General features: G+C 29.6%; 19 protein-coding genes and 2 riboswitches. Of the genes, 14 read left to right on the forward strand and 5 right to left on the reverse strand.

Features of this window, described 5'->3' with window-relative positions:
- Nucleotides 1-4: 4 nt before the first annotated feature.
- From COL3_RS00085 to COL3_RS00095, 3 genes are all read left to right on the forward strand, one after another.
- Complete coding sequence (locus tag COL3_RS00085) at nt 5-937, forward strand: DMT family transporter (protein WP_008428768.1); 933 nt, start codon at nt 5-7, stop codon at nt 935-937.
- 203 nt (nt 938-1140) lie between these two features.
- On the forward strand, nt 1141-1446 hold the full coding sequence (locus COL3_RS00090; RefSeq protein WP_008428767.1) for a hypothetical protein: 306 nt from the start codon (nt 1141-1143) through the stop codon (nt 1444-1446).
- A gap of 367 nt (nt 1447-1813) precedes the next feature.
- A riboswitch (cyclic di-GMP riboswitch) is annotated at nt 1814-1895 on the forward strand.
- Between the two features lie 127 nt (nt 1896-2022).
- A complete protein-coding gene (locus COL3_RS00095) occupies nt 2023-3741 on the forward strand; it encodes a methyl-accepting chemotaxis protein (protein WP_008428766.1) in 1719 nt (572 codons plus the stop codon).
- 79 nt (nt 3742-3820) lie between these two features.
- Here COL3_RS00095 and COL3_RS00100 read toward each other — a convergent pair whose 3' ends face one another.
- The gene (locus tag COL3_RS00100) at nt 3821-4375 is read right to left on the reverse strand and encodes a PadR family transcriptional regulator (protein WP_008428765.1); all 555 of its coding nucleotides are present in this window, start codon (nt 4373-4375) and stop codon (nt 3821-3823) included.
- Between the two features lie 195 nt (nt 4376-4570).
- Between COL3_RS00100 and COL3_RS00105 the strand changes: the two genes are divergently transcribed.
- Nucleotides 4571-6565, forward strand: a complete 1995-nt coding sequence (locus tag COL3_RS00105) for an FAD-dependent oxidoreductase (protein WP_008428764.1) — start codon at nt 4571-4573, stop codon at nt 6563-6565.
- A gap of 97 nt (nt 6566-6662) precedes the next feature.
- Entirely contained in the window at nt 6663-7529 is an 867-nt protein-coding gene (locus tag COL3_RS00110; protein WP_008428763.1) for an alpha/beta hydrolase, read from the forward strand.
- Nucleotides 7530-7704: 175 nt separating this feature from the next.
- Here COL3_RS00110 and COL3_RS00115 read toward each other — a convergent pair whose 3' ends face one another.
- Nucleotides 7705-8391, reverse strand: coding sequence for a DUF421 domain-containing protein (locus tag COL3_RS00115; protein WP_035284431.1), 687 nt, complete (start codon nt 8389-8391; stop codon nt 7705-7707).
- A 297-nt stretch (nt 8392-8688) separates the two neighbouring features.
- Nucleotides 8689-8784: riboswitch (guanidine-I (ykkC/yxkD leader) on the forward strand.
- Between the two features lie 95 nt (nt 8785-8879).
- Between COL3_RS00115 and COL3_RS00120 the strand changes: the two genes are divergently transcribed.
- Together COL3_RS00120 and COL3_RS00125 are read left to right on the forward strand one after the other, a co-directional pair.
- Nucleotides 8880-9398: a GNAT family N-acetyltransferase gene (locus COL3_RS00120; RefSeq protein ID WP_008428761.1), complete on the forward strand. Its 519-nt coding sequence runs from the start codon at nt 8880-8882 to the stop codon at nt 9396-9398.
- Between the two features lie 260 nt (nt 9399-9658).
- Nucleotides 9659-11077 carry a glycoside hydrolase family 1 protein gene (locus COL3_RS00125; RefSeq protein ID WP_008428758.1) on the forward strand — a complete coding sequence of 473 codons (1419 nt, stop codon included), beginning with the start codon at nt 9659-9661 and terminating at the stop codon, nt 11075-11077.
- Nucleotides 11078-11209: 132 nt separating this feature from the next.
- Here the strand turns inward: COL3_RS00125 and COL3_RS00130 are convergent, their stop codons facing one another.
- Nucleotides 11210-12481 carry an MBL fold metallo-hydrolase gene (locus COL3_RS00130; RefSeq protein ID WP_008428755.1) on the reverse strand — a complete coding sequence of 424 codons (1272 nt, stop codon included), beginning with the start codon at nt 12479-12481 and terminating at the stop codon, nt 11210-11212.
- A 173-nt stretch (nt 12482-12654) separates the two neighbouring features.
- Here COL3_RS00130 and COL3_RS29480 point away from each other — a divergent pair, with 173 nt between their 5' ends.
- Nucleotides 12655-12789 (forward strand): hypothetical protein, encoded by a 135-nt coding sequence (locus COL3_RS29480; protein WP_278286604.1) that lies wholly within the window; start codon nt 12655-12657, stop codon nt 12787-12789.
- A 153-nt stretch (nt 12790-12942) separates the two neighbouring features.
- On the opposite strand, the gene COL3_RS00135 is transcribed toward COL3_RS29480, so the two are convergent.
- Complete coding sequence (locus tag COL3_RS00135) at nt 12943-15036, reverse strand: glutamine synthetase III (protein ID WP_008428753.1); 2094 nt, start codon at nt 15034-15036, stop codon at nt 12943-12945.
- A gap of 634 nt (nt 15037-15670) precedes the next feature.
- Here COL3_RS00135 and COL3_RS00140 point away from each other — a divergent pair.
- Both COL3_RS00140 and COL3_RS00145 read left to right on the forward strand, forming a co-directional pair.
- Entirely contained in the window at nt 15671-16576 is a 906-nt protein-coding gene (locus tag COL3_RS00140) for an alpha/beta hydrolase (protein WP_008428751.1), read from the forward strand.
- Between the two features lie 13 nt (nt 16577-16589).
- Nucleotides 16590-17174, forward strand: a complete 585-nt coding sequence (locus COL3_RS00145; RefSeq protein WP_008428749.1) for a nitroreductase family protein — start codon at nt 16590-16592, stop codon at nt 17172-17174.
- 128 nt (nt 17175-17302) lie between these two features.
- On the opposite strand, the gene COL3_RS00150 is transcribed toward COL3_RS00145, so the two are convergent.
- A complete protein-coding gene (locus tag COL3_RS00150; protein ID WP_008428747.1) occupies nt 17303-17992 on the reverse strand; it encodes a YesL family protein in 690 nt (229 codons plus the stop codon).
- A gap of 351 nt (nt 17993-18343) precedes the next feature.
- On the opposite strand from COL3_RS00150, the gene COL3_RS00155 reads away from it, so the two are divergent.
- The 4 genes from COL3_RS00155 (at nt 18344) to COL3_RS00170 (ending at nt 22710) form a co-directional block, all read left to right on the forward strand.
- Nucleotides 18344-18853, forward strand: a complete 510-nt coding sequence (locus COL3_RS00155) for a GNAT family N-acetyltransferase (RefSeq protein ID WP_008428745.1) — start codon at nt 18344-18346, stop codon at nt 18851-18853.
- Entirely contained in the window at nt 18853-19326 is a 474-nt protein-coding gene (locus COL3_RS00160) for a methylated-DNA--[protein]-cysteine S-methyltransferase (RefSeq protein WP_008428743.1), read from the forward strand. Before COL3_RS00155 ends, COL3_RS00160 begins: the two co-directional genes overlap by 1 nt.
- 372 nt (nt 19327-19698) lie before the next feature.
- On the forward strand, nt 19699-21201 hold the full coding sequence (gene xylB, locus COL3_RS00165; RefSeq protein ID WP_008428741.1) for a xylulokinase: 1503 nt from the start codon (nt 19699-19701) through the stop codon (nt 21199-21201).
- Nucleotides 21202-21561: 360 nt separating this feature from the next.
- On the forward strand, nt 21562-22710 hold the full coding sequence (locus COL3_RS00170) for an ROK family transcriptional regulator (RefSeq protein ID WP_008428738.1): 1149 nt from the start codon (nt 21562-21564) through the stop codon (nt 22708-22710).
- Nucleotides 22711-23043 lie beyond the last annotated feature (333 nt).

A 23043-nucleotide genomic window follows, 5' to 3' on the forward strand; every position in this document is an offset into this window, starting at 1 on the left:
CAAAATGGATAAAACTAAATTTTATACGGATAGAAAAAACATAGTATTTTTGGCAGCTTTATGTTGCCTTTTATGGGGAAGTGCCTATCCATCTATTAAAGTAGGATACTCATTATTTAACATAAATGATTTAGGTTCTAAATTGGTTTTTGCAGGATATAGATTTACTCTTGCAGGCATTTTTATACTTGTATTTGAGCTTATAAAAAATAAAACTTTATTTAAATTTTCTCAAAAGCAGCTTTGCCAAGTTACATTATTAGGACTAACCCAGACTGCACTCCAATATATATTTTTTTATGTAGGAATGTCGTATACTACTGGAGTAAGGGGCTCCATAATAAACGGAACAGGTACCTTTATAAGCATTATTTTAGCTCATTTTATTTATAAAAATGATAAACTTAGTCTTAATAAAATAATAGGATGCATTATAGGTTTTTTAGGTGTAATAATTGTAAACTTGAACGGAGAATCCTTGGGCGGAGCATCGGTGACTCTTAGGGGGGAAGGCTTTATAATGATAGCTGCGACTATATTTGCTGTAACAGCAATATATGGGAAGAGAATAACTCAGACCCAAGAGCCGTCAGTAGTAACTGGGCTTCAATTATTTATAGGAGGAGTTACACTAACAATTTTAGGGGGTGTTTTGGGTGGTACACTAAAAGGGTTTACAGTGATATCTACAGGCCTTTTAATATATATGGCATTATTATCTTCAGTGGCTTTTGTTGTGTGGACGCAGTTACTTAAATATAATAAGGTTGGAATTATATCAGCTTTTAACTTCTTAATACCTGTGTTTGGAACATTGTTGTCAGGTATAATTTTAGGAGAAAATATATTTGATATTAAAATATTAATAGCATTAATTTTAGTTTGTTATGGAATATTCTTGGTTTATAGAGAAAGAAAGAAAAGTTATTCAATATAATCAAATAACATGAAGTAAAATCGATATCTCATAAAATTTAGAATACAAAACAATTACAACCATAAGAATTGAAATATAAGCTTAAAATATAAGCTAATTTGGATAAACATTGATTTGAAAGAATTTCTTATATGAAGTATTATTAACTTAGAAAAAGAGAAGGTTTCGAAATATTAAATAGTTTTTATATATGGAGGTAATAAATGAGAGTTAAATGTATTGATAATAATCTTTGTTCAACACTAACATTAAATAAAGAATATCAAGTAATTGAAGAGGCACCTGAATATTATGTAATTGTTGATGATGTAAACAATGAAACAACTTGCAGAAAAACAAGATTTGCAGTTGTTGAAGATGGCGGCATAACAAAAAAAGCAAAGGCTACAATTACAGAATTAAATTATCAGTTAGAAAACGAGTTTAGAGATATAAAGCAATTTACTATAAGAAAAAATTCTAAAGGTGAAATGAAAGAGATATCTATAAAATTTAAATATGATATTTAGCAGATTTTATAAAGGAACTAGAATATATGCCCATACCTTGAATCACTCACTAAATCTAAATTTGGAGTTATGTATCACAGTTTTTTAAACAGAAGCAAGGAATCGCCTATACTAATTATCATAGAGAAAAAGTAATATAATTAAAATTATAAATGCATTAGTTCATAGAATTAAAATTCTCGAACTAATGCATTTTTATTTGTACTCTGGATTTTAATGGATGAAGTCAGTACTTGTAGGACAAAATTAGATAAAATATACAAGAATTTAACATAATTTTAAAGAGAAGTAAAGAAATGATGTATATAATATTGAAATATGAGGGGATAGTGTTATTTAACTGATAAAGAGAAATTAGGGTCAATTATTAAGTTTTGGAACTGTGAAAAATTCTCATTATTTGGGCACCTTTGAGGATTTTGAGTTAGTGGTGCAACCGACCAACTTAATCTTAGTGCAATTATTTGAGTTACTAAGTTTAATTGGTCTTTTATTCTTTTTAATTTGTTTATAAAAATAATTTTACTTACAATTTAAATTTAAAATAATATATAAAATATGTGAGGGAGATTGAGAATGATAAATAATTTAAGGGTTAAAAAGAAAATATTCACGCTTTCACTTATAATGATGCTATTGATTATTATAGTTGGATCGATAGGTTACTATTATAATTCAAAAGCAAATAAGGATATGTCCTCATTATATAAGAATAGAACTTTTGCAATAAAGTATTTAATGGATAATAGAAATCAGGCAAGAGCAATAGAGGCAGATACTTATAATATTTTTCTGAATGTAGGAGATACAGAAAAGCAGAATTTATTAATTAAAGACATAAATGATAGGAAAAAGATATTTGATGATAATTTTGAAAACTATAAGAAAAATGAACTTGATTCCTATGAAAAAGATATTGTCCCTGTGCTTGAGAATAATTTAGCTAAGTATCGCTCAGTAAGAGATGAAGCAATTAAATTGGCGTTAGAAGGGAAGCAAAATGAAGCTATTGAAAAATTTACTACAATTCAAAATACCATAACTGATTTTCATCAAAACTTAAAAGATTTAGGCGCTTACAATCAAAATGCGGCAGACGAGATTAACAGTCAGAACGATATAGATTATGAATATAACATGAAAATATTTTTATTAGTTATAGGTTTTTCAATTATACTTTCATTTTTAGGGACACATTTTATTTCAAAAAATATTTCAAATGCGTTAGAAGTATCAGTAAATCATTTAAAACTTATAGCTAAAGGAAATTTGAGTATGCAAGTACCTGAGAAGCTCATGAAGAGAAAAGATGAGATGGGGGAAATTTTTAATGCAATTCATGTAATGCAAAACGATATTGGTAATTTAATAAAAGAAATAATCAATGAAGCCCATGATATGAGTGCCTCTAGTAAAGAATTGTCTATTGTAGTGGGTGATCTTACATTAAAATCGGAAGACATAAAAAAGGTAGTAAATAGTATATCAGAAGATGTACAGGAAACAAGTGCGGCTTCAGAAGAAATAAGTGCATCTATACAAGAAGTAGATTCAAGCATTAATGTTCTTTCAAGCAAAGCTATGGAAGGAAGTAACAATGCTAACGAATCTAAAAATAGAGCTTTAGATGTCCAAAAAAAAGGCAAATCATCAGTGGAAGAAACAAGAAAATTGTACGAGGAAAAAAAGGAAAAAAGCTTGAAAGCAATTGAAGATGGAAAAGTTGTCGAAACAATTAAAGTAATGGCTGATACAATCGCAGATATATCGGAACAAACAAATTTACTTGCTCTTAATGCGGCAATTGAAGCAGCAAGAGCCGGAGAGCAAGGAAAAGGGTTTGCAGTAGTAGCAGAAGAAGTAAGGAGTTTAGCAGAACAATCATCGGAAGCAGTTACTAATATAAAAGATACAATAGTAAAAGTTCAGACAGCATTTAAAAATCTTTCTGATAATAGTAAGGATGTATTGAACTTTATAAAGGATACTGTAGATCCTCAGTTTGAAAGCATGAAAGATATGGGAGATCAATATCATAGTGATGCAGAGTTTGTAACTAATATGTCAGAAGAGATCGCTTCTATGTCAGAGGAACTTACAGCTACAATAAATCAAGTAAGTGAAGTAATACAAAACACTGCTATTACCGCACAAAAATCATCTGAAAATACAGAAACTATAAAAAATAACATTGATGAAACAACAAAAGTTATAGAACAGGTTAAAGTAGCAGCACAAAATCAAGCTGAACTTTCCGAAAAACTTAGTAACATGGTACAAAATTTTACAATTTAGTAATTAAGATTATTCAAAAAACAACATACCATTGTCAATACTATTAAGAAGAGGTAGGAACACAAATAAAAAAGTGTTCCTACTTTACTTTTGGTGATATTCTTTTTATACAATCTTTAATCCAGTCTATGTAACTTTTTTCTCTCATAATGGCACCATTTAAAACAATATAATCACCAAAGCCAGGAGAAGAAACTTTAGATATATCTCTTTTCTTTAAAAGTTCTTCCATAGAATTTTCTAGATATTCTAATCTTTCAGAATGCTTAGTTAAAGCACTTTGGAATTGGGTTAACAAAGTATCTATATCCATTTCATCACAAAAATAAGCCTTAAGTCTAAAAATATCTTTTGGAGTTGGCTCGAGAGGGTCGTCTTTAGCAAGCCATTTTTGTAAATTCTTCTTTCCTTTTTCAGTTATTGTATATAATTTTTTTTCTAGTTTTTCACCTTGTATAACTGTTTCGTAGGAAATCAGGCCTTCATCTGTCAGTTTTTTTAACTCGGGATATATTTGACTATGTTTAGCGTACCAAAATTCTACTAAACCTTCGTTAAAAGATTTAGTTATATCATATCCTGTTAATGGGCTTCTATTAATAAGCCCCAAAATTGCATATTTTAAAGTTCTCATATACTATTAGCACCTCATTTTTAATATATAATCATTTTACCATGGTTAAATATAAAGTAAAATAGAATATGATTAATAAAACATGTCGATATTGACATGTTTTATTCACTAAGAATATAATATAAGAGTAGAAGTTAGTGTAATTACATTATTATGTTAAACGTTTAAAGAAATTTTGACTTTGGGAGGATATGTATGAACAAGTATAAGAAATTATTTGAACCAGTTATGATTGGTAAATGCGAAATAAAAAATCGTTTTGCATTAGCACCAATGGGGCCACTTGGACTAGCTGATAGCGAAGGCGGGTTTAACCAAAGAGGAATCGATTATTATACTGAAAGAGCTAAAGGTGGGACAGGTCTAATTATTACAGGAGTAACTTTTGTAGATAATGAAGTTGAAGAACATGGTATGCCAAATGTTCCATGCCCTACGCATAATCCAGTTCAATTTGTTAGAACAGGAAGAGAAATGACAGAAAGAATACATGCATATAATGCAAAAGTATTTTTACAAATGTCAGGTGGATTTGGAAGAGTTACTATCCCAACTAACCTTGGAGAATTTCCTCCAGTGGCACCATCTCCAATTCAACATAGATGGCTTGATAAAACTTGCCGTGAAATTACAGTAGATGAAATTAAATCAATAGTTAAAAAGTTTGGAGATGGAGCTTTCAATGCAAAGAGAGCAGGTTTTGACGGAGTACAAATTCATGCTGTTCATGAAGGATACCTTATAGATCAATTTGCTATTTCATTATTTAACCACAGAACTGATGAATATGGTGGAAGTTTAGAAAATAGACTTCGTTTTGCACGTGAAATAGTTGAAGAAATTAAAAATAGATGTGGAGAAGATTTCCCAGTAACACTTAGATATTCACCAAAGAGTTTTATAAAAGATTTGAGAGATGGAGCACTTCCGGGTGAAGAGTTTGAAGAAAAGGGAAGAGATTTAGATGAGGGAATAGAAGCAGCTAAATTGCTTGTATCATATGGATATGATTCATTAGATACAGACGTCGGATCGTATGATTCATGGTGGTGGAGTCATCCTCCAATGTATCAAGAAAAGGGACTATATAGACCATATGCTAAATTAATGAAAGAAACTGTAGATGTACCTGTTATATGTGCAGGAAGAATGGACGATCCAGATATGGCATTAGAAGCCGTTGAAAATGGGACATGCGACATTATAAGTCTTGGAAGACCACTTCTTGCTGACCCTGATTATGTAAACAAACTAAGAGCTAATAAAATTAAGTCTATTAGACCATGTATATCCTGCCAAGAAGGATGTATGGGGCGCATTCAACACTACTCATTACTTAATTGTGGAGTAAATCCTCAAGCGTGTAGAGAAAAAGATAATGCACTTACACCTATATTAAAGAAAAAGAAAGTTTTAATAGTTGGTGGTGGAGTAGCAGGCTGTGAAGCAGCAAGAGTTTTAGCACTTAGAGGACACGAACCAGTTATTTATGAAAAGAATGATAGATTAGGTGGAAACCTTATTCCAGGTGGAGCACCAGATTTTAAAGAAGATGACATTGCACTAGCTGATTGGTATACGTATTCTTTAAAAGAATTAAATGTTGAAGTTCATTTGAATACTGAAATTACAAAAGAACAAATTCTAAATTCTAAAGCTGATACTGTAATAATAGCTACAGGATCTACTCCAAAGATATTCTCACTTGGAGATGATGATAAGGTGTTTACAGCAGCAGATGTATTAACAGGAAAGAAAGACTGTGGAGACAGTACTGTAGTAGTAGGTGGAGGACTAGTTGGATGTGAAACTGCACTTGATCTTGCTAAAAAAGGTAAAAAAGTTACTATAGTTGAAGCCTTGCATAAAATTCTTGCATTAAATGGTCCACTATGTTCTGCAAATAGTGAGATGCTTGAAAAGTTAATTCCATTTAATAATATTGATGTAAAGACAAATTCGAAAGTTAAAACATATAAAGATGGCATTCTTGAAATAGAAACAGAAACTGGAATAGATAATATTAAATGTGATTCAGTAATACTTTCAGTTGGATATAAAGAAGAAAATTCTTTATATAAAGAATTAGAATTTGAAATTCCAGAAATTCATCTTTTAGGAGATGCGCGTAAAGTATCTAATATCATGTATGCTATTTGGGATGCTTATGAAGTAGCTAATCACATATAGTTCTTAAACTAATACTAATAAAGTGTTATGTAAATTATATACATTATATAGCACTTTATTGATAATTTTGATCAAAGCGTGTAAAAGGAGAATTTATATGAGTAATGATGAAAGAACTTTGGAAATGGTAAAGAACATGAGAAAAGAAAATAAAGTAAGAGTAGAAAAGTCAACAATTTTAGGGGAAGAAATTTTTATTCCAACAAGAGATGGTAAGACCCGCTCTTTAATTTATAAAGCTAAAAATAATTCAAAGGCACCAGTATTGTTTGATGTTCATGGTGGTGGTTTTGTAACAGGACTTCCTGAAGATGATGATAGATTTTGTGATTTAGTTAGAAATGAGCTTGATATAACTGTTATTTCAATTGATTATAGACTTGCTCCCGAATATAAATGTCCAACAGATAAAAATGATGTTTTTGATGTAGTGGATTATGTAAGTTCTCATAGCAGAGAGTTTCGAATTGATTCGTATAGCATGGCAATCGGCGGGCATAGTGCTGGAGCTAATATTTCAACTGTAGTATGTATGATGGCAAAGGAAGCAAAGAAGTTTTCATTTAAATGTCAGATTCTTGACTATCCTCCACTTGATTTAGCAACACCAGCAACAGAAAAATTCTATACGGAAGGTGCAATTCCACCTGAAATAGCTGCGATTTTTGATAAATGTTATAGACGAGAAGAAGATGCTAAAAATTCGTATTGTTCCCCTGCATATGCAACAAATGAAGAACTAAAAGATTTACCACCAGCAATTTTAATTACGTGCGAAATAGATTCGCTTAGAGACGAAGCAGAAAACTACGCCCAAAAATTAATAAAGGCAGGTGTTGAAACAACTGCAAAAAGATTCTATGGAGTAAGGCATGGTTTTACAATTGGAGACTTTGAACTACCAGAAAGTAAAGAAGCTCATAAGATGATGATTGATGGATTAAGAAAATATTTATTTAAATAATATCTTTAAGACTTAAATTCCATAGTGTATCAAAGGAGCAGGATACATTATGGGATTAATCTTCAATTAGTTTATCAATTTCTATAATAGTGCTATAAATACTAAAAGGGTATAGAAAATGAATGCGATATTAACTAGTAAATCATGTATGTTTGCCGATTTAGGCTAATTTATATTACAATTCTTGTATAAACAAAGTACCGTCACTTTGAATTTCAGCATAGAAAATATCTTCAATAGAAGATATATTTTGCAGTTTTAGTTGAGTGTTTAACCAATTTTCGCTTAAATTCAATTCCCTTAAGTTATCATATATGATTTTTCCATCAACAATAATTTCAGAGGGTATATACTTTAAACCAGGTGCAGAAATTTTCATATCTGATTTAGTTACTTGCTGTTCTTTAGGTTTTTTCATTACACTTACCTGCCCATTTGGCTCCAATATTGCATATTCTACCTCTGCAATAGAAAATACGTTTTGTACTCTAAGAGCCATTAACAGATCATCCATGTTGATATGACTTGATTTTAATGATGATTTTATAATTTTGCCTTTTTTTATTAATATTGATGGCTGACCATCAATTATACGTCTTAGATTTCCTGATTTTAATCCAATATATCCACTTAAATAAGTGAGCAAACACCACCATATCAATCCAGCAAAATCATCCATAAAAGGTTCAGTGGATTCGCTAATCATATTAGCAGCAATTGAACCAACAGTAATTCCAGTTACATAGTTAAAGTATGTTAAATGACTCACTTGCTTTTTTCCTAATATTCTAGTCAAAATCATTAATACCACGAATATTATTGTTGTTTTATATAATGCAAAAAATGCATTTGTTAAGTTCATGATTTTTCTATCTCCTTGATTAAAATTTAAATAATTATAAATTATATATTTATTAGTGCTAAAATATATATAATTTATATTTTTCCCAGAATTAACTCGTATATTCATTTCTTTTAATGAAGCCTCAAGATCAAAGCGTAGAATGTTTTTTACTGGGCTTTGGATCTCTGTGGAGTAATGGCAGGTGCAATTTGTGATACACTTGCTTGTAAACTTTTGTGACGGTATAATATTGTGTTGATTTTAGTATTACATTATGCTAAAATCCATTTATATTTGCAGATTATAATGATATATAATTTAGTTTTCTAGGGTTCCGCAATTTAAAGTTGGCAGGTCCGAGAGAAGACGCACAGTTGACTGTGTACACGGAAGGATAAAAGCCTGGGAGATATTGAAGAATATTTCCATAGGCTTTTTTATTTATTCAATTAACTTTTATTACTAAATCAGTTTAAAATATAAATATAGTTGGGAGAATGGAATATATGGAGAATTTATTGATTAAAGAATGCAGTTTAGAAGACATAGAAAAAATTAAATACATAAGTGAAAAAACATTCTATGAAACGTTTTCTAATGAGAATACAAAAGAAGATATGGAAAATTATTTGAAAGAAAATTTTTCTTATGAACAGTTAGAGAGCGAAATCAAAAATAATGGTTCAAGATTTTATATAGTACAAAATAATGACGAAGTAGTTGCATACATGAAAGTTAATTTTGACAAAGCACAAACAGAGATAGAACATGATAATACATTAGAAGTTCAAAGAATCTACATATTGCAAGAATATAAAGGTAAGCATATCGGTAAAAGGTTAATACAAAAAGCTATAGAAATTGGAAGAGATAGAAATCTAAATTATATCTGGTTAGGTGTATGGGAACACAACTATAATGCGATAAAATTTTATGAAAAGCAAGGATTTGAGAAATTTGATACGCATATTTTCAAGTTGGGTGAAGATGAGCAAACAGACAATTTGATGAAATTAATATTGTAAAAATCTTGTTTATGATAAATAAAATAACACATAATTTTAATAAATAAGATGTCATTTCTTATTTATAAAAAACAAGGTGTATTATAAAAAAACAAATAACTACTAATAAGCATGTGTCACTAAATAACCTGAATAACACAAATATAGAGTTTATTATGATATATTATGGATAAAGAATGAAAAACAATTTACTAACTCTTATACTTCATTTACTTAAGTGAGTAAGTAAATTAAATATAAGGTGTAATGGAGGTTATTATATGTTTCATAAGAATTTAAAAAGTTTTCCACAGGATTTTTTATGGGGAGCTTCAACATCTGCTTATCAAGTTGAAGGAGCTAACTTAATTGATGGTAAAGGGCCATCTTGTCAGGATGTAAAAAAAGTACCGGAAGGAACTTCAGAATTAGACGTTTGTTCAGACCAATATCATCGTTATAAAGAAGACGTTGCTTTAATGGCCGAAATGGGCTTTAAGGTTTATCGTTTTTCTATTTCCTGGTCAAGGTTAATTCCGGAAGGAACAGGGGAAGTAAATCCAAAAGGAATAGAATATTATAATAATTTAATAGATGAATGTTTAAAATACAATATCATTCCCTTAGTTACTATGTTCCATTTTGATATGCCTGCAGCATTAGATAAACGTGGGGGATGGTCTAAAAGAGAATCAATTGATTGGTTTGTAAACTTTGCAAAAGTTATGTATGAAAACTTCGGTGATAGAGTTAAGTACTGGCTAACTATCAATGAACAAAATGTATTAACATTAATGGGTGACGTTATTGGTACTACAATGATACCTGAAGGATGTACAAATATAAGAAAAGAACTTTACCAACAAAATCACCATATGTTAGTTGCTCAAGCAAAAGCTATGGCATTGTGCCATGAAATGATTCCAGATGCTAAAATTGGACCAGCACCTAATATATCGGTAGTTTATCCTGCAAGCTGTAAGCCAGAAGATAATCTAGCTGCTCAAAATTTAAATGCAATTCGTAACTGGTTATACTTGGATATGGCTGTGTATGGAAAATATAATAATTTAGTTTGGGCATTTTTAGAAGAAAATGATGCTGTCCCAGAAATTCAAGAAGGGGATATGAAAATTCTTGCTTCTGGAAAACCAGATTTTATTGGATTTAATTATTATAGTACAGCTACAGTTGAAGCCTTTAATATTGAAGGCGGTGTAGGTAGTACAAAGGATCAGCAAAAAGCCTTGGATGAACCAGGTGTATGTAAGGGCTTTAAGAATCCTAATTTACAAACAACTCAATTTGGATGGGAAATTGACCCAGAGGGCTTTAGAGCTACCGCTAGAGAAATTTATTCAAGGTATAGATTACCACTAATCGTAACTGAAAATGGTTTGGGAGCTTATGATAAATTAGAGGAAGATGGTTCAATTCATGATCCATATCGTATTGAATACTTAAGAAAACATATTGAACAACTTCGATTAGCTATTACAGATGGAGTAGAAATGATGGGATATTGTCCGTGGTCTGCTATTGATTTAATTTCAACTCATGAAGGTATGGTTAAACGTTATGGATTTATTTATGTAGATAGAGACGAATTTGATTTAAAGACATTAGATCGTTATCGCAAAGACTCTTTCTATTGGTATAAAAAAGTTATTTCTACTAATGGGGAAGATTTAAGCAATTAATATAGAATATTGCTGTAATTTGGTTCATTGAATTTAGGGGACTGCTGCGCTAAATAATTAGTGCACAGTCCCTTTAGTAAGAAAATAAATATCAAGCTCTAATGAATTTGATGTTTGAGGAATTTTGATTTTTCAGTTCTCAATATTCCAATTTTCTTCTGTTGCATATATTGAAACTCCATCTTTTTCGCTTGTTTCGTATATTTTAACGCCATTTGAAATTAAGTTACTGTAAGCAGAATTTTCATTTATATTTTTAGAGGTATCAGCAGTTATGTTTTCTGCTGATCTGCTTATAACTCCAAATACTGGTTTAACATATCTAATAAAATCTAGTGTCGATGATGTATCATATCCATGATGTGGAACTTTTATCACATCAACTTTGGCTCCATTTAATAGTTTATTTTCAACAAAATCTTTTTCAGATCTCCATTCCATATCACCAGTAAATAAGGCTTGCAAGTCTCCATAATTTAAATATACAATTGCAGATCTATCATTCCAATAATCTATTAAACTTTCACCTCTTATAGGCTTAGGTTCAAACTCCTTATCAGATTGAATAAATTGTAAGATATTATTTTCATCTATAAATTGATTTTTTGAAATAGTTGCAGTATTAATCTTATTTTTATTAATATAATCTATTATATCTTTATACATATCATAATCTTTTTTTAGTGATTCAATTATATAAGGAGTTTCTTTAGTTAAATCCATGCCAGCGTACCAATCTTTTGTTTCCGGAATATTAGGAAGATAAACTTTCTTTACTTTAAAATTATCAAGAATTGTGATCAATCCACCCATATGGTCTCCATGAGGATGTGTAAGTATAACATAATCGATTAATGGTTTTCCATCATCATTTTTTAAATCTTGTTCCTTCAAGAAACTTACAACTTTAGCTGAATTATTAAAATCCCCAGTATCAATTAATACTTTTTCTCCATTTGGAAGTTTAATATATGTGCAATCTGCATTTCCTACACTTAAGAATTTTATAAATAAGCTATCTGTCATTTTTCCAGGACCTTTATATTCACCTGAAGTATCGAAACTTTCCACTTTACCATTGATGATTATATTTCCAACTGCAAGAGAACTATCCGCCTTAACATAATATTTTTTGTTATCAACTGTAATCCATTGATTAGCAACCATTATACCACTGTCTGTTGAGTAATATTTCTTATTATTATGTTCATAAATCCCAGTTTGAAGAATTCCATTCATATCAAAGTAATACCAATTATTATTTATGAAGGTTTTACCTGATATAAATTTTCCATTAGCATTAATATTGTTTTTTATTATATAGCAATCGACTCTAATAAATGAAAAAAATAAAGCAAACATAATAGTAATTAGTATTGGCTTTTTTATTATATTTTTATTCATGTTACTGTTGTCCTTTATACATGGATTTATTAGTAATATTATTCTTTAAATATAAGAATTTTTCCGATATTAATTGAAATCTAACACAACATTAACATGAGCTTAAAAAATTGATTTTGTGAGCAATCATAATGCGTCATTTCCTATGAGGTGTAATACCAGTATGAAAGTCAGTGGGAAATAAAGAAAGAAGAAAACTTAAAAGTTTTAAATTTATAATTCCATTTAATGCAACTGCAAAACTAGTCCTTCCCGATGCAATAATAGAGAACATGAAAGTAAACGGCAAACTATTAAAAGATGCCTAGCTTAGTTCAAATCAAAGTGATAAAAATGTAATTTTAGAATTAGTTAGCGGCTCATATAAATTTAACTGCTTACCATAAGACAGCTTGCATTAAATAAAAAAATGGAGTACTTCATTTAAGAAGTACTCCATTTTTGTTATTAGAAATCTTATATTAAACGTTGAATATCATATCGCTGTAAGTTGGGATTGGCCAGAATTCTTTATCAACTAAAGTTTCTAGTTTATCAGCGTCAGCTCTTAAAGTATTCATTTGTTCGAATACTTCGTATCTGTACATCATTCCTAAATCGAATATATCACCTTCAAAGTTATCAGCTTTTTCAACTGCTTTTTCAAGAAGAGCTACATTTTTGTTTAATGAAGCTGTTAATGCTGAAACTTCAGTTAATAATTCAGTTTGAACTGATATATCTGCTGCTACACCAGTAGCTTTTATAGTGTTAATTGATTCTGCAAGCTTTGTAGTAAACTTGATTACAGCAGGTATAATTTGACGTTTTGCCATTTCAAGTGTTGTTAAAGCTTCGATATTTATAATCTTGTTGTAGTTTTCAAGAGTAATTTCATAACGAGATTCAGCTTCTACTTTAGTTAAAACTCCATGTTTTTCAAGTACTGCTTGGTTCTTTGGATTAACCATAGCTTTAGCAGATTCTACAGTAGACTTAATGTTTGGAAGTCCTCTTCTTTCAGCTTCTACAACCCATTCGTCAGAGTATCCATTTCCGTTGAAGATAACTTTCTTGTGGTTTTTAACTATATCAGTTAAGATTGCTTGAACTTCAGCATTTACATCAGAAGCTTTCTCAAGCTTATCTGCAATTTCAGATAAAGTTTCAGCAACTATTGTATTTAATACAAAGTTACATCCAGCGATTGAAGCTGAAGATGGAACCATTCTGAATTCGAACTTGTTTCCAGTGAATGCAAATGGAGAAGTTCTGTTTCTATCAGTTGCATCTTTTGGAAGTGGAGGTAAAGTATTTACTCCAATAGTTAATTCACTTGCAGCTTTAGAGCTTGTAGCAGGACCTTTTTCAATTTGTTCTAATACATCTTCTAATTGATCTCCTAAGAAGATAGAAATTATAGCTGGAGGAGCTTCGTTAGCACCTAATCTATGATCATTTCCAGCATTAGCAGCTGATACCCTTAATAAATCTGGATATTCATCAACAGCTTTTATTACAGCACAAAGGAATAAAAGGAATTGTTGATTTTCGTGTGGTGATTTACCTGGTTCAAGAAGGTTCATTCCATCATCAGTACCCATTGACCAGTTGTTATGTTTACCTGATCCGTTTACTCCAGCAAATGGTTTTTCATGAAGTAAGCAGTATAATCCATGTTTTTCAGCAACTTTCTTCATTAATTCCATTGTAAGTTGGTTGTGGTCAGTTGATATATTTGTTGTACTAAATATTGGAGCTAATTCATGTTGAGCAGGAGCAACTTCGTTATGCTTAGTTTTAGCTAATATTCCAAGCTTCCAAAGTTCTTCATCTAATTCTTTCATGAAATCAGAAACTCTTTCTTTAATTACTCCGAAGTAGTGATCTTCTAATTCTTGACCTTTTGAAGGTTTTGCTCCGAATAAAGTTCTTCCTGTTAAGATAAGGTCTTTACGAGCATCGTACATTTTCTTATCGATTAAGAAGTATTCTTGTTCTGGACCAACAGTTGTAATAACTTTTTGAGTAGTAGTATTACCTAATGATCTTAAAACACGTAGAGCTTGCTTGTTTAAAGCTTCCATTGAACGTAATAATGGAGTTTTCTTATCTAAAGCTTCCCCGTTATAAGAACAGAATGCAGTTGGTATGCATAAAGAACCATCTTTAATGAATGCTGGTGAAGTACAATCCCAAGCAGTGTATCCTCTAGCTTCGAAAGTAGCTCTTAATCCTCCAGATGGGAATGAAGATGCATCAGGTTCACCTTTAATTAATTCTTTTCCTGAAAATTCAAGAATAACTTTTCCATCAGAAGTTGGGCTGATGAAAGAATCATGTTTTTCAGCAGTGATTCCTGTCATTGGTTGGAACCAGTGAGTGAAGTGAGTAGCTCCTTTTTCTACAGCCCAGTCTCTCATTGCAGCTGCAACAACGTCAGCAACATCTGGCTCAAGAGCAGTTCCTTTTTCAATTGTCTTCTTTAAAGCTTTATAAGTAGCCTTTGGAAGACGTTCCTTCATTACTGCATCATTAAATACATTTGAAGCAAAAATTTCATTGATTTTGTTCATTAATAAAATCTCCTTTCAGAATACACAACATAATTGAAGTGGTATAATTTGAATTGATATTATTTAAATTGTTATTAACTAGTTGAAAACATTAATAATTTTAAAAAAATTTTAGAGTATAAATGCTAAATTGTCAATATAAAAATATATAGCAAGACAATATAAAACTACTTATAAATACAAATTTGGAACAAATTACATATCAAAAAATAAAAAGCTAAAGAAATAATAAGGTATTCTTTAGCTCCGTTGCCAAAAATTGTATTTAAAAACCTAAATCTAACCTTGTTAGATTAGCGTTAAAACTGCCATAGTCTTATATCTACGCTACGTTAATTATACTATATTGTTTAGGCTTGTTCAATATAGTAATTCGATTTTTTCTATTAAAAAATTAATAGAAATTTATATATTTTTATTAAAACAAAGAGTTTTTTGATGAAGTAGAAAAATTCTCTTTGTTTTAATGAATTTATTTCAGTTTAATAAAACCTTAGAAAAGTTAAGGATATAGAATAAGTATTATATTTGACACTATAATATAATTATGAAATAATTTGATTTAGGAAAACAATTACATAGATTAATAAAAATATATTTATCGTAGTTAGGTAATTAAAAGGAAGGGATTGAAATGCAAATAGAAAAAATTAAACTATGGGGTAATAATGAGGATGTTACATTAACATCATATATTCTTGATAATTCAGAAGAAATAAAAATTAAAAGACGTCCAACTGTAATTATATGTCCTGGTGGAGGTTTCTTAATGACATCTGACAGGGAAGCAGAACCAATAGCAATGAAGTTTGCTGGGGAAGGATACAATACTTTTGTACTTAGGTATACAACCTATTACAATAGACAAAAAATAGATTTTAATGATTTGCCATGTGGAAATAAGGAATCAAAATATCCACAGCCTCTATTTGATTTGGCAAAAGCCATATTAACAGTAAGACAAAATGCAGATGAATGGGCAGTAGATACAAATAAGATTTTTGTTTGCGGATTTTCAGCAGGAGGACATTTGACAGCTAGCTTAGGTGTTCACTGGCAGGATGACTTACTTAAAGAAAAATTTAATGTAGAAAGTCAATTATTTAAGCCAAATGGAATTATATTAGGATATCCGGTATTAGATTATATGTTAATGGAAGAACTTAAGTTAGAAAAAAATGATGAATTTTTGAACCAATTTTGGGAAGTTTCCAATAAAGCTCTTTTTGGAGAACCAAATCCATCTCAAGAGTATCTTAAAGAGTTAAGTCCAGTGAATTTTGTAACCAGTGATACACCACCAACATTTATGTGGCATACAGCAAATGATGGACTAGTAAGTGTAAGAAATTCAATAAATTTTGCTACAGAATTATCAAAAAAAGAAATTCCATATGAACTTCATATATTTGAAAATGGCGTACATGGATTATCACTTTGTAATGAGGTAACTGCAAATGAAGATGCACATATTAATTCAGATGTAGAAATCTGGTTTGATATGGTTTTAACCTGGCTTAAGAAATACACATTGGTTTAAGAGGAAAAATAAGATGGAAAATGTAATTGAAGTTATTAAATCTAGAAGGAGTATAAGAAAATATAAAAGTGAACAGATAAATGATGAAGATTTATATACAGTTTTAGAATGCGGAAAACGCGCACCAAGTGGAGGCAATTCTCAAACATGGCATTTTACAGTTATTCAAAATAAAGAAATCTTGCTAAAGTTAAATAAGTATATAAAGTTAGCCTTTGAGAAATTAGAAGTAGATGAAAATACCTATAAAAGCAAGAAATCGGGTAAGGTTGCTTCTCAAAACGATAATTATAGCTTTTATTATAATGCTCCAACACTAATAATAGTATCAAATGATATGAATTATAGTAATGCTATGGCAGATAGTGCTTGTGCTATCGAAAATATGCTCTTAACTGCAAACTATTTGGAGCTTGGAGCATGTTGGATTAATCAAGTGACATGGTTTGATAGGGATGAAAATGTAAGAAAACTTCTATCTAGTTTAGGAATACCAGAAAATTATAGGGTTTGTGGATCAATTTCTATTGGGTATATAGATGGTGAAAAGCCAAAGGAAAAGATATTAAAGGAAAATACGGTGACTATAATAAAATAGAAATGAAGTAAAGCTATTTTATACAAAATAAAAAATGCTTCGTTAAAGGAAATGTGATATGCTCCCTTTATAGTAAACAGTTGAAATAATAAAACTGTTTATATAAAGGAGGCATTTTTTTATATAGATTAAGCATTAGTTTGAGAAGATGATTTGAACCTGTTTTCGATCTCCAAAAGTATATTTTTATCATAGTAAAAAAAGATAGCACAGATTATGCTAGGTACAAAAATCAAAAATATAATGGTAACTGATTTTAGTAAATAATATCCTAAAGTTAAAACAGCAATTTTTAGTATAGTTATTGGAAACTTTTTAATCATATAATATAGTGATAAAACTAATAAATCCTTTAATTTAAGCTCAAATCTAGAATTAATAGAAAAAGCATATAATCCCATAATTAATGAAATTACTATAAGTAAAGCAAAAATTATATGTATACCTGTTTGTGGCATATTCACATAGAAGTATTTAAAATCAACGAAGAATATTGCAATAAGAATAAGTTCAATCAACCAAAGTTTAAGGTTAGATAAAAAGTTCTTTTTGTAGGAATGCCAGAAAAATGAGGAAAAATATATATCTTTTTCACGGATTATTTTACCTATAGTGCTATATAATGCTCCTAAAGATGGTCCTAAGGGGATTAGACAGATAAATAAAAGAAATAAGTTAAAATTATCTGGTGATAAGGCAACGAAAATAAAGAATACAATAAGAAGTATATTACAAATAGCTAAGTATATACTGCTTAAAAAAAATCCGATTATATAATTTGTTATTGAATAAATTGGTTTATCATAAAATTCTTTCATCGTAGTTCCTCCTGAATTATAGATAGTTTGATAGTAACTGTGCTCCCTTTTCAGTAAATGCTGCTGAAGGAAAGACCGTAATTATTTTCTAATATCCTCTAATAATTATTATATCTTCCACATCATCTTTTGCAAAGATTATATGATTTATTGAGTTTTCCACAATTTTATTATTTCTAAAAGTATTATAATGACGATTAATTTTAGATTGTACCTTCAATTATACCTTTTTAGAATATTAAATTTTAATAATATCACAGATATTAAAACTAGAATTTATACTAGATTTTTACTATATAATTATTTTATAATTATATAAATCATTAAGCCAAGATACAGGGGGGGTAAAAAATGAATTGTAATAATAGTACGGTAAATGAGGTTAAATTTAAAAGAGCTACAGAAAAAGACATTCCTATTATATTAGATTTCGTAAAACAAATAGCAATATATGAGAATATGCTAGATAAGGTTACTGCAACAGAAGAATCCCTAAAAGAATCAATTTTTGATAATAATAGAGCAGATGCATTATTTATAGAACTCAACAACGAAGTTATAGGATATATGGTATATTTCTTTAATCTTTCAACATTTGTTGGAAAGCAAGGTATATATATTGAGGATTTATATATAAAGCCAGAATATAGAGGAAAAGGTATAGGGAAAAAATCCTTCGAAGTATTGGCAAGTGTTGCAAAAGAAAATAAATGTGAAAGAATAGAATGGACTTGTCTAAATTGGAATGAACCATCTTTAAAATTTTATAAAGGCCTTGGAGCTAAGCGAATGGATGAGTGGATAATTCATAGATTAGATAAAGAAGCAATTGATAAAATTATTAATAAAGGAAGAGAATAATGAAAAATATTTTTTATTATGATACAAAGATTGGACGAATAAGCATAGAAGAAAATGGGACAGCAATAACAGAAATAAATTTCATTAATGAAAAATTAGAAAATAAGACAATAGAAAAAAATGAAACAGAGTTGCTAAAAGCGGCTATTTCACAGTTAGAAGAATATTTTGAAGGGAAACGCTATTTTTTTGATTTACCACTAGATCCTAAGGGAACAGAATTTCAAAAAAAGGTGTGGGATGCTTTGAAAGAAATTCCTTTTGGTGAAACAAAAAGTTATGGTGAGATAGCAAAAATAATCGGGAATGAAAAAGCATCAAGGGCTGTGGGTATGGCTAATAATAGAAATCCAATTCCTATTATAATTCCTTGTCATCGAGTTATTGGAGCTAATGGCAAGTTAGTAGGATATGCTGGTGGGCTTGGCATAAAGGAGACGCTTCTTAATATAGAAAAAAGTTATGTGAAGTAATTAATAAAAGATTAGAAAATATATATTATTAAATAGTAAAGAGGAATTAGAGGGGAAAATTTAAATGACTTTAAAGAACTTAATAAGAAGATTTGGGAGTAGTTTTTATAATGAAAAATAAAAACTGCTCTTTTTGTATTAATTTAGTGATAAGTTGAAACGGATTTTGGAGGCAATGGTTTTGGGTTCCATTGTTATTGGAGTTAAGAAATCAATATAAAAATAAATGAAAAAGTTTTCTTGAAATATATTGACTAGTGCTAAAAAGCGAAGTACAATATACTTATTAAAACACATTTAAAAAGTGTTTTTAAAATAATGAAAATAATGTTTAAAAAATTATAAATACGAATATATATTTGGAGGTTTACTATGAGATATTTATTAGGGTTAGATATTGGGACATCTGGAACTAAAACGGCTCTTTTTGATGAAAATGGACAAACAATAAAGACTGCAACTTATGGTTATGATTTATTTCAACCACAAGCAGGATGGGCAGAGCAAAACCCAGAAGATTGGTGGCAGGCATGTGTTAGCGGAATAAAAGCTGTTATTGAAAAAAGTGGTGTACAAGCCTCTGATATTAAAGGTATAGGATTAAGTGGTCAAATGCATGGACTCGTTTTAGTTGATAAAGACCATAAAGTAATTAGAAATTCTATAATATGGTGTGACCAAAGAACTGAAAAAGAATGTGAATACATGACAGAAGTTATTGGAAAAGAAAGATTGATTAGAATAACTGGTAATCCTGCTTTAACTGGATTTACGCTTTCTAAGCTATTATGGGTTAGAAACAATGAACCAGATAATTATGAAAAAATATATAAGATATTACTTCCAAAGGATTATATAAGATTTAGATTAACAAATGTATTTGCTACAGAAGTTTCAGATGCTAGTGGTATGCAAATGTTAGATATCAATACTAGAAACTGGAGTGAAGAAATACTTAACGAATTAAATATAGATAAGAACATATTAGCGGATGTTTACGAATCAGTAGTTGTCAGTGGACATGTTACAGAAGAAGCTGCTGAATTAACAAACTTAGCAGTAAATACACCAGTTGTTGGTGGTGCAGGTGACCAAGCAGCTGGTGCTATAGGAAACGGAATAGTAAGTGAAGGAATAATATCAACAACTATAGGTACTTCAGGAGTAGTATTTGCAGCAACTGATACACCTAGATTTGATAAAGAAGGAAGAGTTCATACTTTATGTCATGCAGTACCTGGCAAATGGCATATAATGGGTGTTACGCAAGGTGCAGGTTTATCACTAAACTGGTTTAAGAGAACATTCTGTGCTAAAGAAATTGAAGAAAGCGAAAATTTAGGAAGAGATATATATGATTTATTAACTGAAAAAGCAGCAAAATCAAATCCAGGTTCTAACGGAATAGTTTATCTTCCATATCTTATGGGAGAAAGAACACCTCATATAGATCCTAATGTAAAAGGTGCATTTTTAGGAGTATCACTTATAAATAATCATGATGATTTTGTACGTAGTATTTTAGAAGGTGTTAGTTTTAGTTTAAAGAACTGTCTTGATCTTATTGAAGGTATGAATGTAAATATTGATGAAATAAGAGTAAGTGGTGGTGGTGCAGAAAGCAGCATATGGAGACAAATATTAGCTGATATCTTCCAATATTCATTAACTACAGTTAAAGCATCAGAAGGAGGAGCTCTTGGGGTAGCAATACTTGCAGGCGTAGGAGCAGGAATTTATGATTCTGTTGAGGATGCTTGTAGCAAAATTGTAAAAGGAAATGAAAAAGTAGCTCCAAATGAACAATTAAAAGATGTATATTTAAAAGTATATGAAAAATATAATTCAGCTTACCCTAGAATTAGAGATATCTAAAGAAAAAATAATAAAATTACTTATTATAAATATCTAATTCCTATATTGATAATACGTAGTTAAAAAATATTAAATTATTACTATAAAACTTTTAGTTAGACATATTAAACTATAAATACTTTAATAATAATAGTAATAGTGATATTATTTAAGAAAGCTACTATTGTTTATCTGATAGCTAGCATCCATAACACCCTATTTCTAAAAGTATGATATAACGGATGCACGATCTTAGACATTGTGCCCCTTGTGGGTACATTGTGACCCCTGCGGTTATAAGTTCAACTAAGATTCAGTTAGGGATAAACTCACCTGAGTCAAGTTTCACATATAAGATAGATGAGAGGAGTATTATCAAATTTGATAGAGGTAAATCACAGTAAAATAAAAGAGACTAATAGGAAAAAAATAATAGCATTATTACTAGAAAAAAATGAAATTACAAAATTAGATATTTCAAGAATTTTAGATATAAGTATAACAACTGTTTCTACAAATATTACTGAATTAAAAAATGAAGGCATTGTGGAAGATGTAAGGTCTTTAGAGTCTACAGGTGGAAGAAAAGCTATTGCGATAAAGCTTGATGAAAATTGCAGATACTCAATTGGTGTTGCATTAACGCCAAATCATATTAAAATAGCATTAGTCAACTTAAAGAAAGAAATTATTGAAAATATAAGAGTTAGACATAAAAATAATGGAATAGAAAATTTAATAAATCTAACTAAAGAAAACATAGATATATTAATGAAAAAATATAACTTGGATTCTGAGAAAGTACTAGGAATAGGTTTCTCTTTGCCTGGAACAGTAGATTTTAAAGAAAGCATAGTAAAATATTCATATCTTCTTGGCATTAAAGATTTTAATTTAAAGGAAAAGTTTGAATACTTAAATGTTCCGATATATGTAGATAATGAAGCGAATTTATCAGCATATTATGAATTTTTAAATAGAAAAGATTTAGTGAAAAATTTACTTTATGTATCTATAACAGATGGATTAGGTCTTGGAATAATTATAAACGGTAAAATCTACAGAGGTGATAATAATTCATCTGGAGAATTTGGACATATAAAAGTATCTATAAATGGGAAGAAGTGCAAATGTGGAGCTAAAGGGTGCTTAGAAGCATATACGTCTATGAATGCTTTAGTTGATAGTTATAATGAAGCATCTTTAGAAAATATATCAGATATAGATGAATTTGAAGAATTGTATCTACAAAATGACATAGCAACTAAAAAAGTTTTAGACAAGTACCTAAAAATATTAGGAACTGGCATATCAAATTTAATTATGTTATTAGATCCTAATACTATAATTATAGGTGGAGATATAAATAACTTATTAAGTGATAAAATGGATGTTTTGAAGAAAAATATCTACAAAGATAACTTATTTACTGATGAAAACAGCTGTACTATTGGCATGGCAGGTTTTAAAGAAGCTTATTTGTTAGGGGCAGCCATGATGCCTATTGAAGAATTTTTAGAAATTAAATAATGGAGTAGTGAATAGCTGCTCTATTAATTTCAAAACTTATTAAATAAATTTTGAAAACATATTTTCAAAGTTGTGTTAATAAGATTATTAATTAGGAAAGTCTTAAATCTTGATGAGAACTTCGGATTTGGATAAACCTTTTAAATAATAATAGATAGTTGATGATGAGCAATTTAAGAAATAATATAGAATACCCCTTAAATAGCCTTATTATATAAATCCAGCTATAAATATTTTTATTTAGAATGCTTATTGTCAACTACTACTCATTAAAAACAAGAGGAGATGTTAAGGAAATGAGATTTTTTTTAGACACAGCAAACGTAGAACACA

This window comes from Clostridium sp. LS (assembly GCF_002760435.1).
Lineage (GTDB): Bacteria > Bacillota > Clostridia > Clostridiales > Clostridiaceae > Clostridium.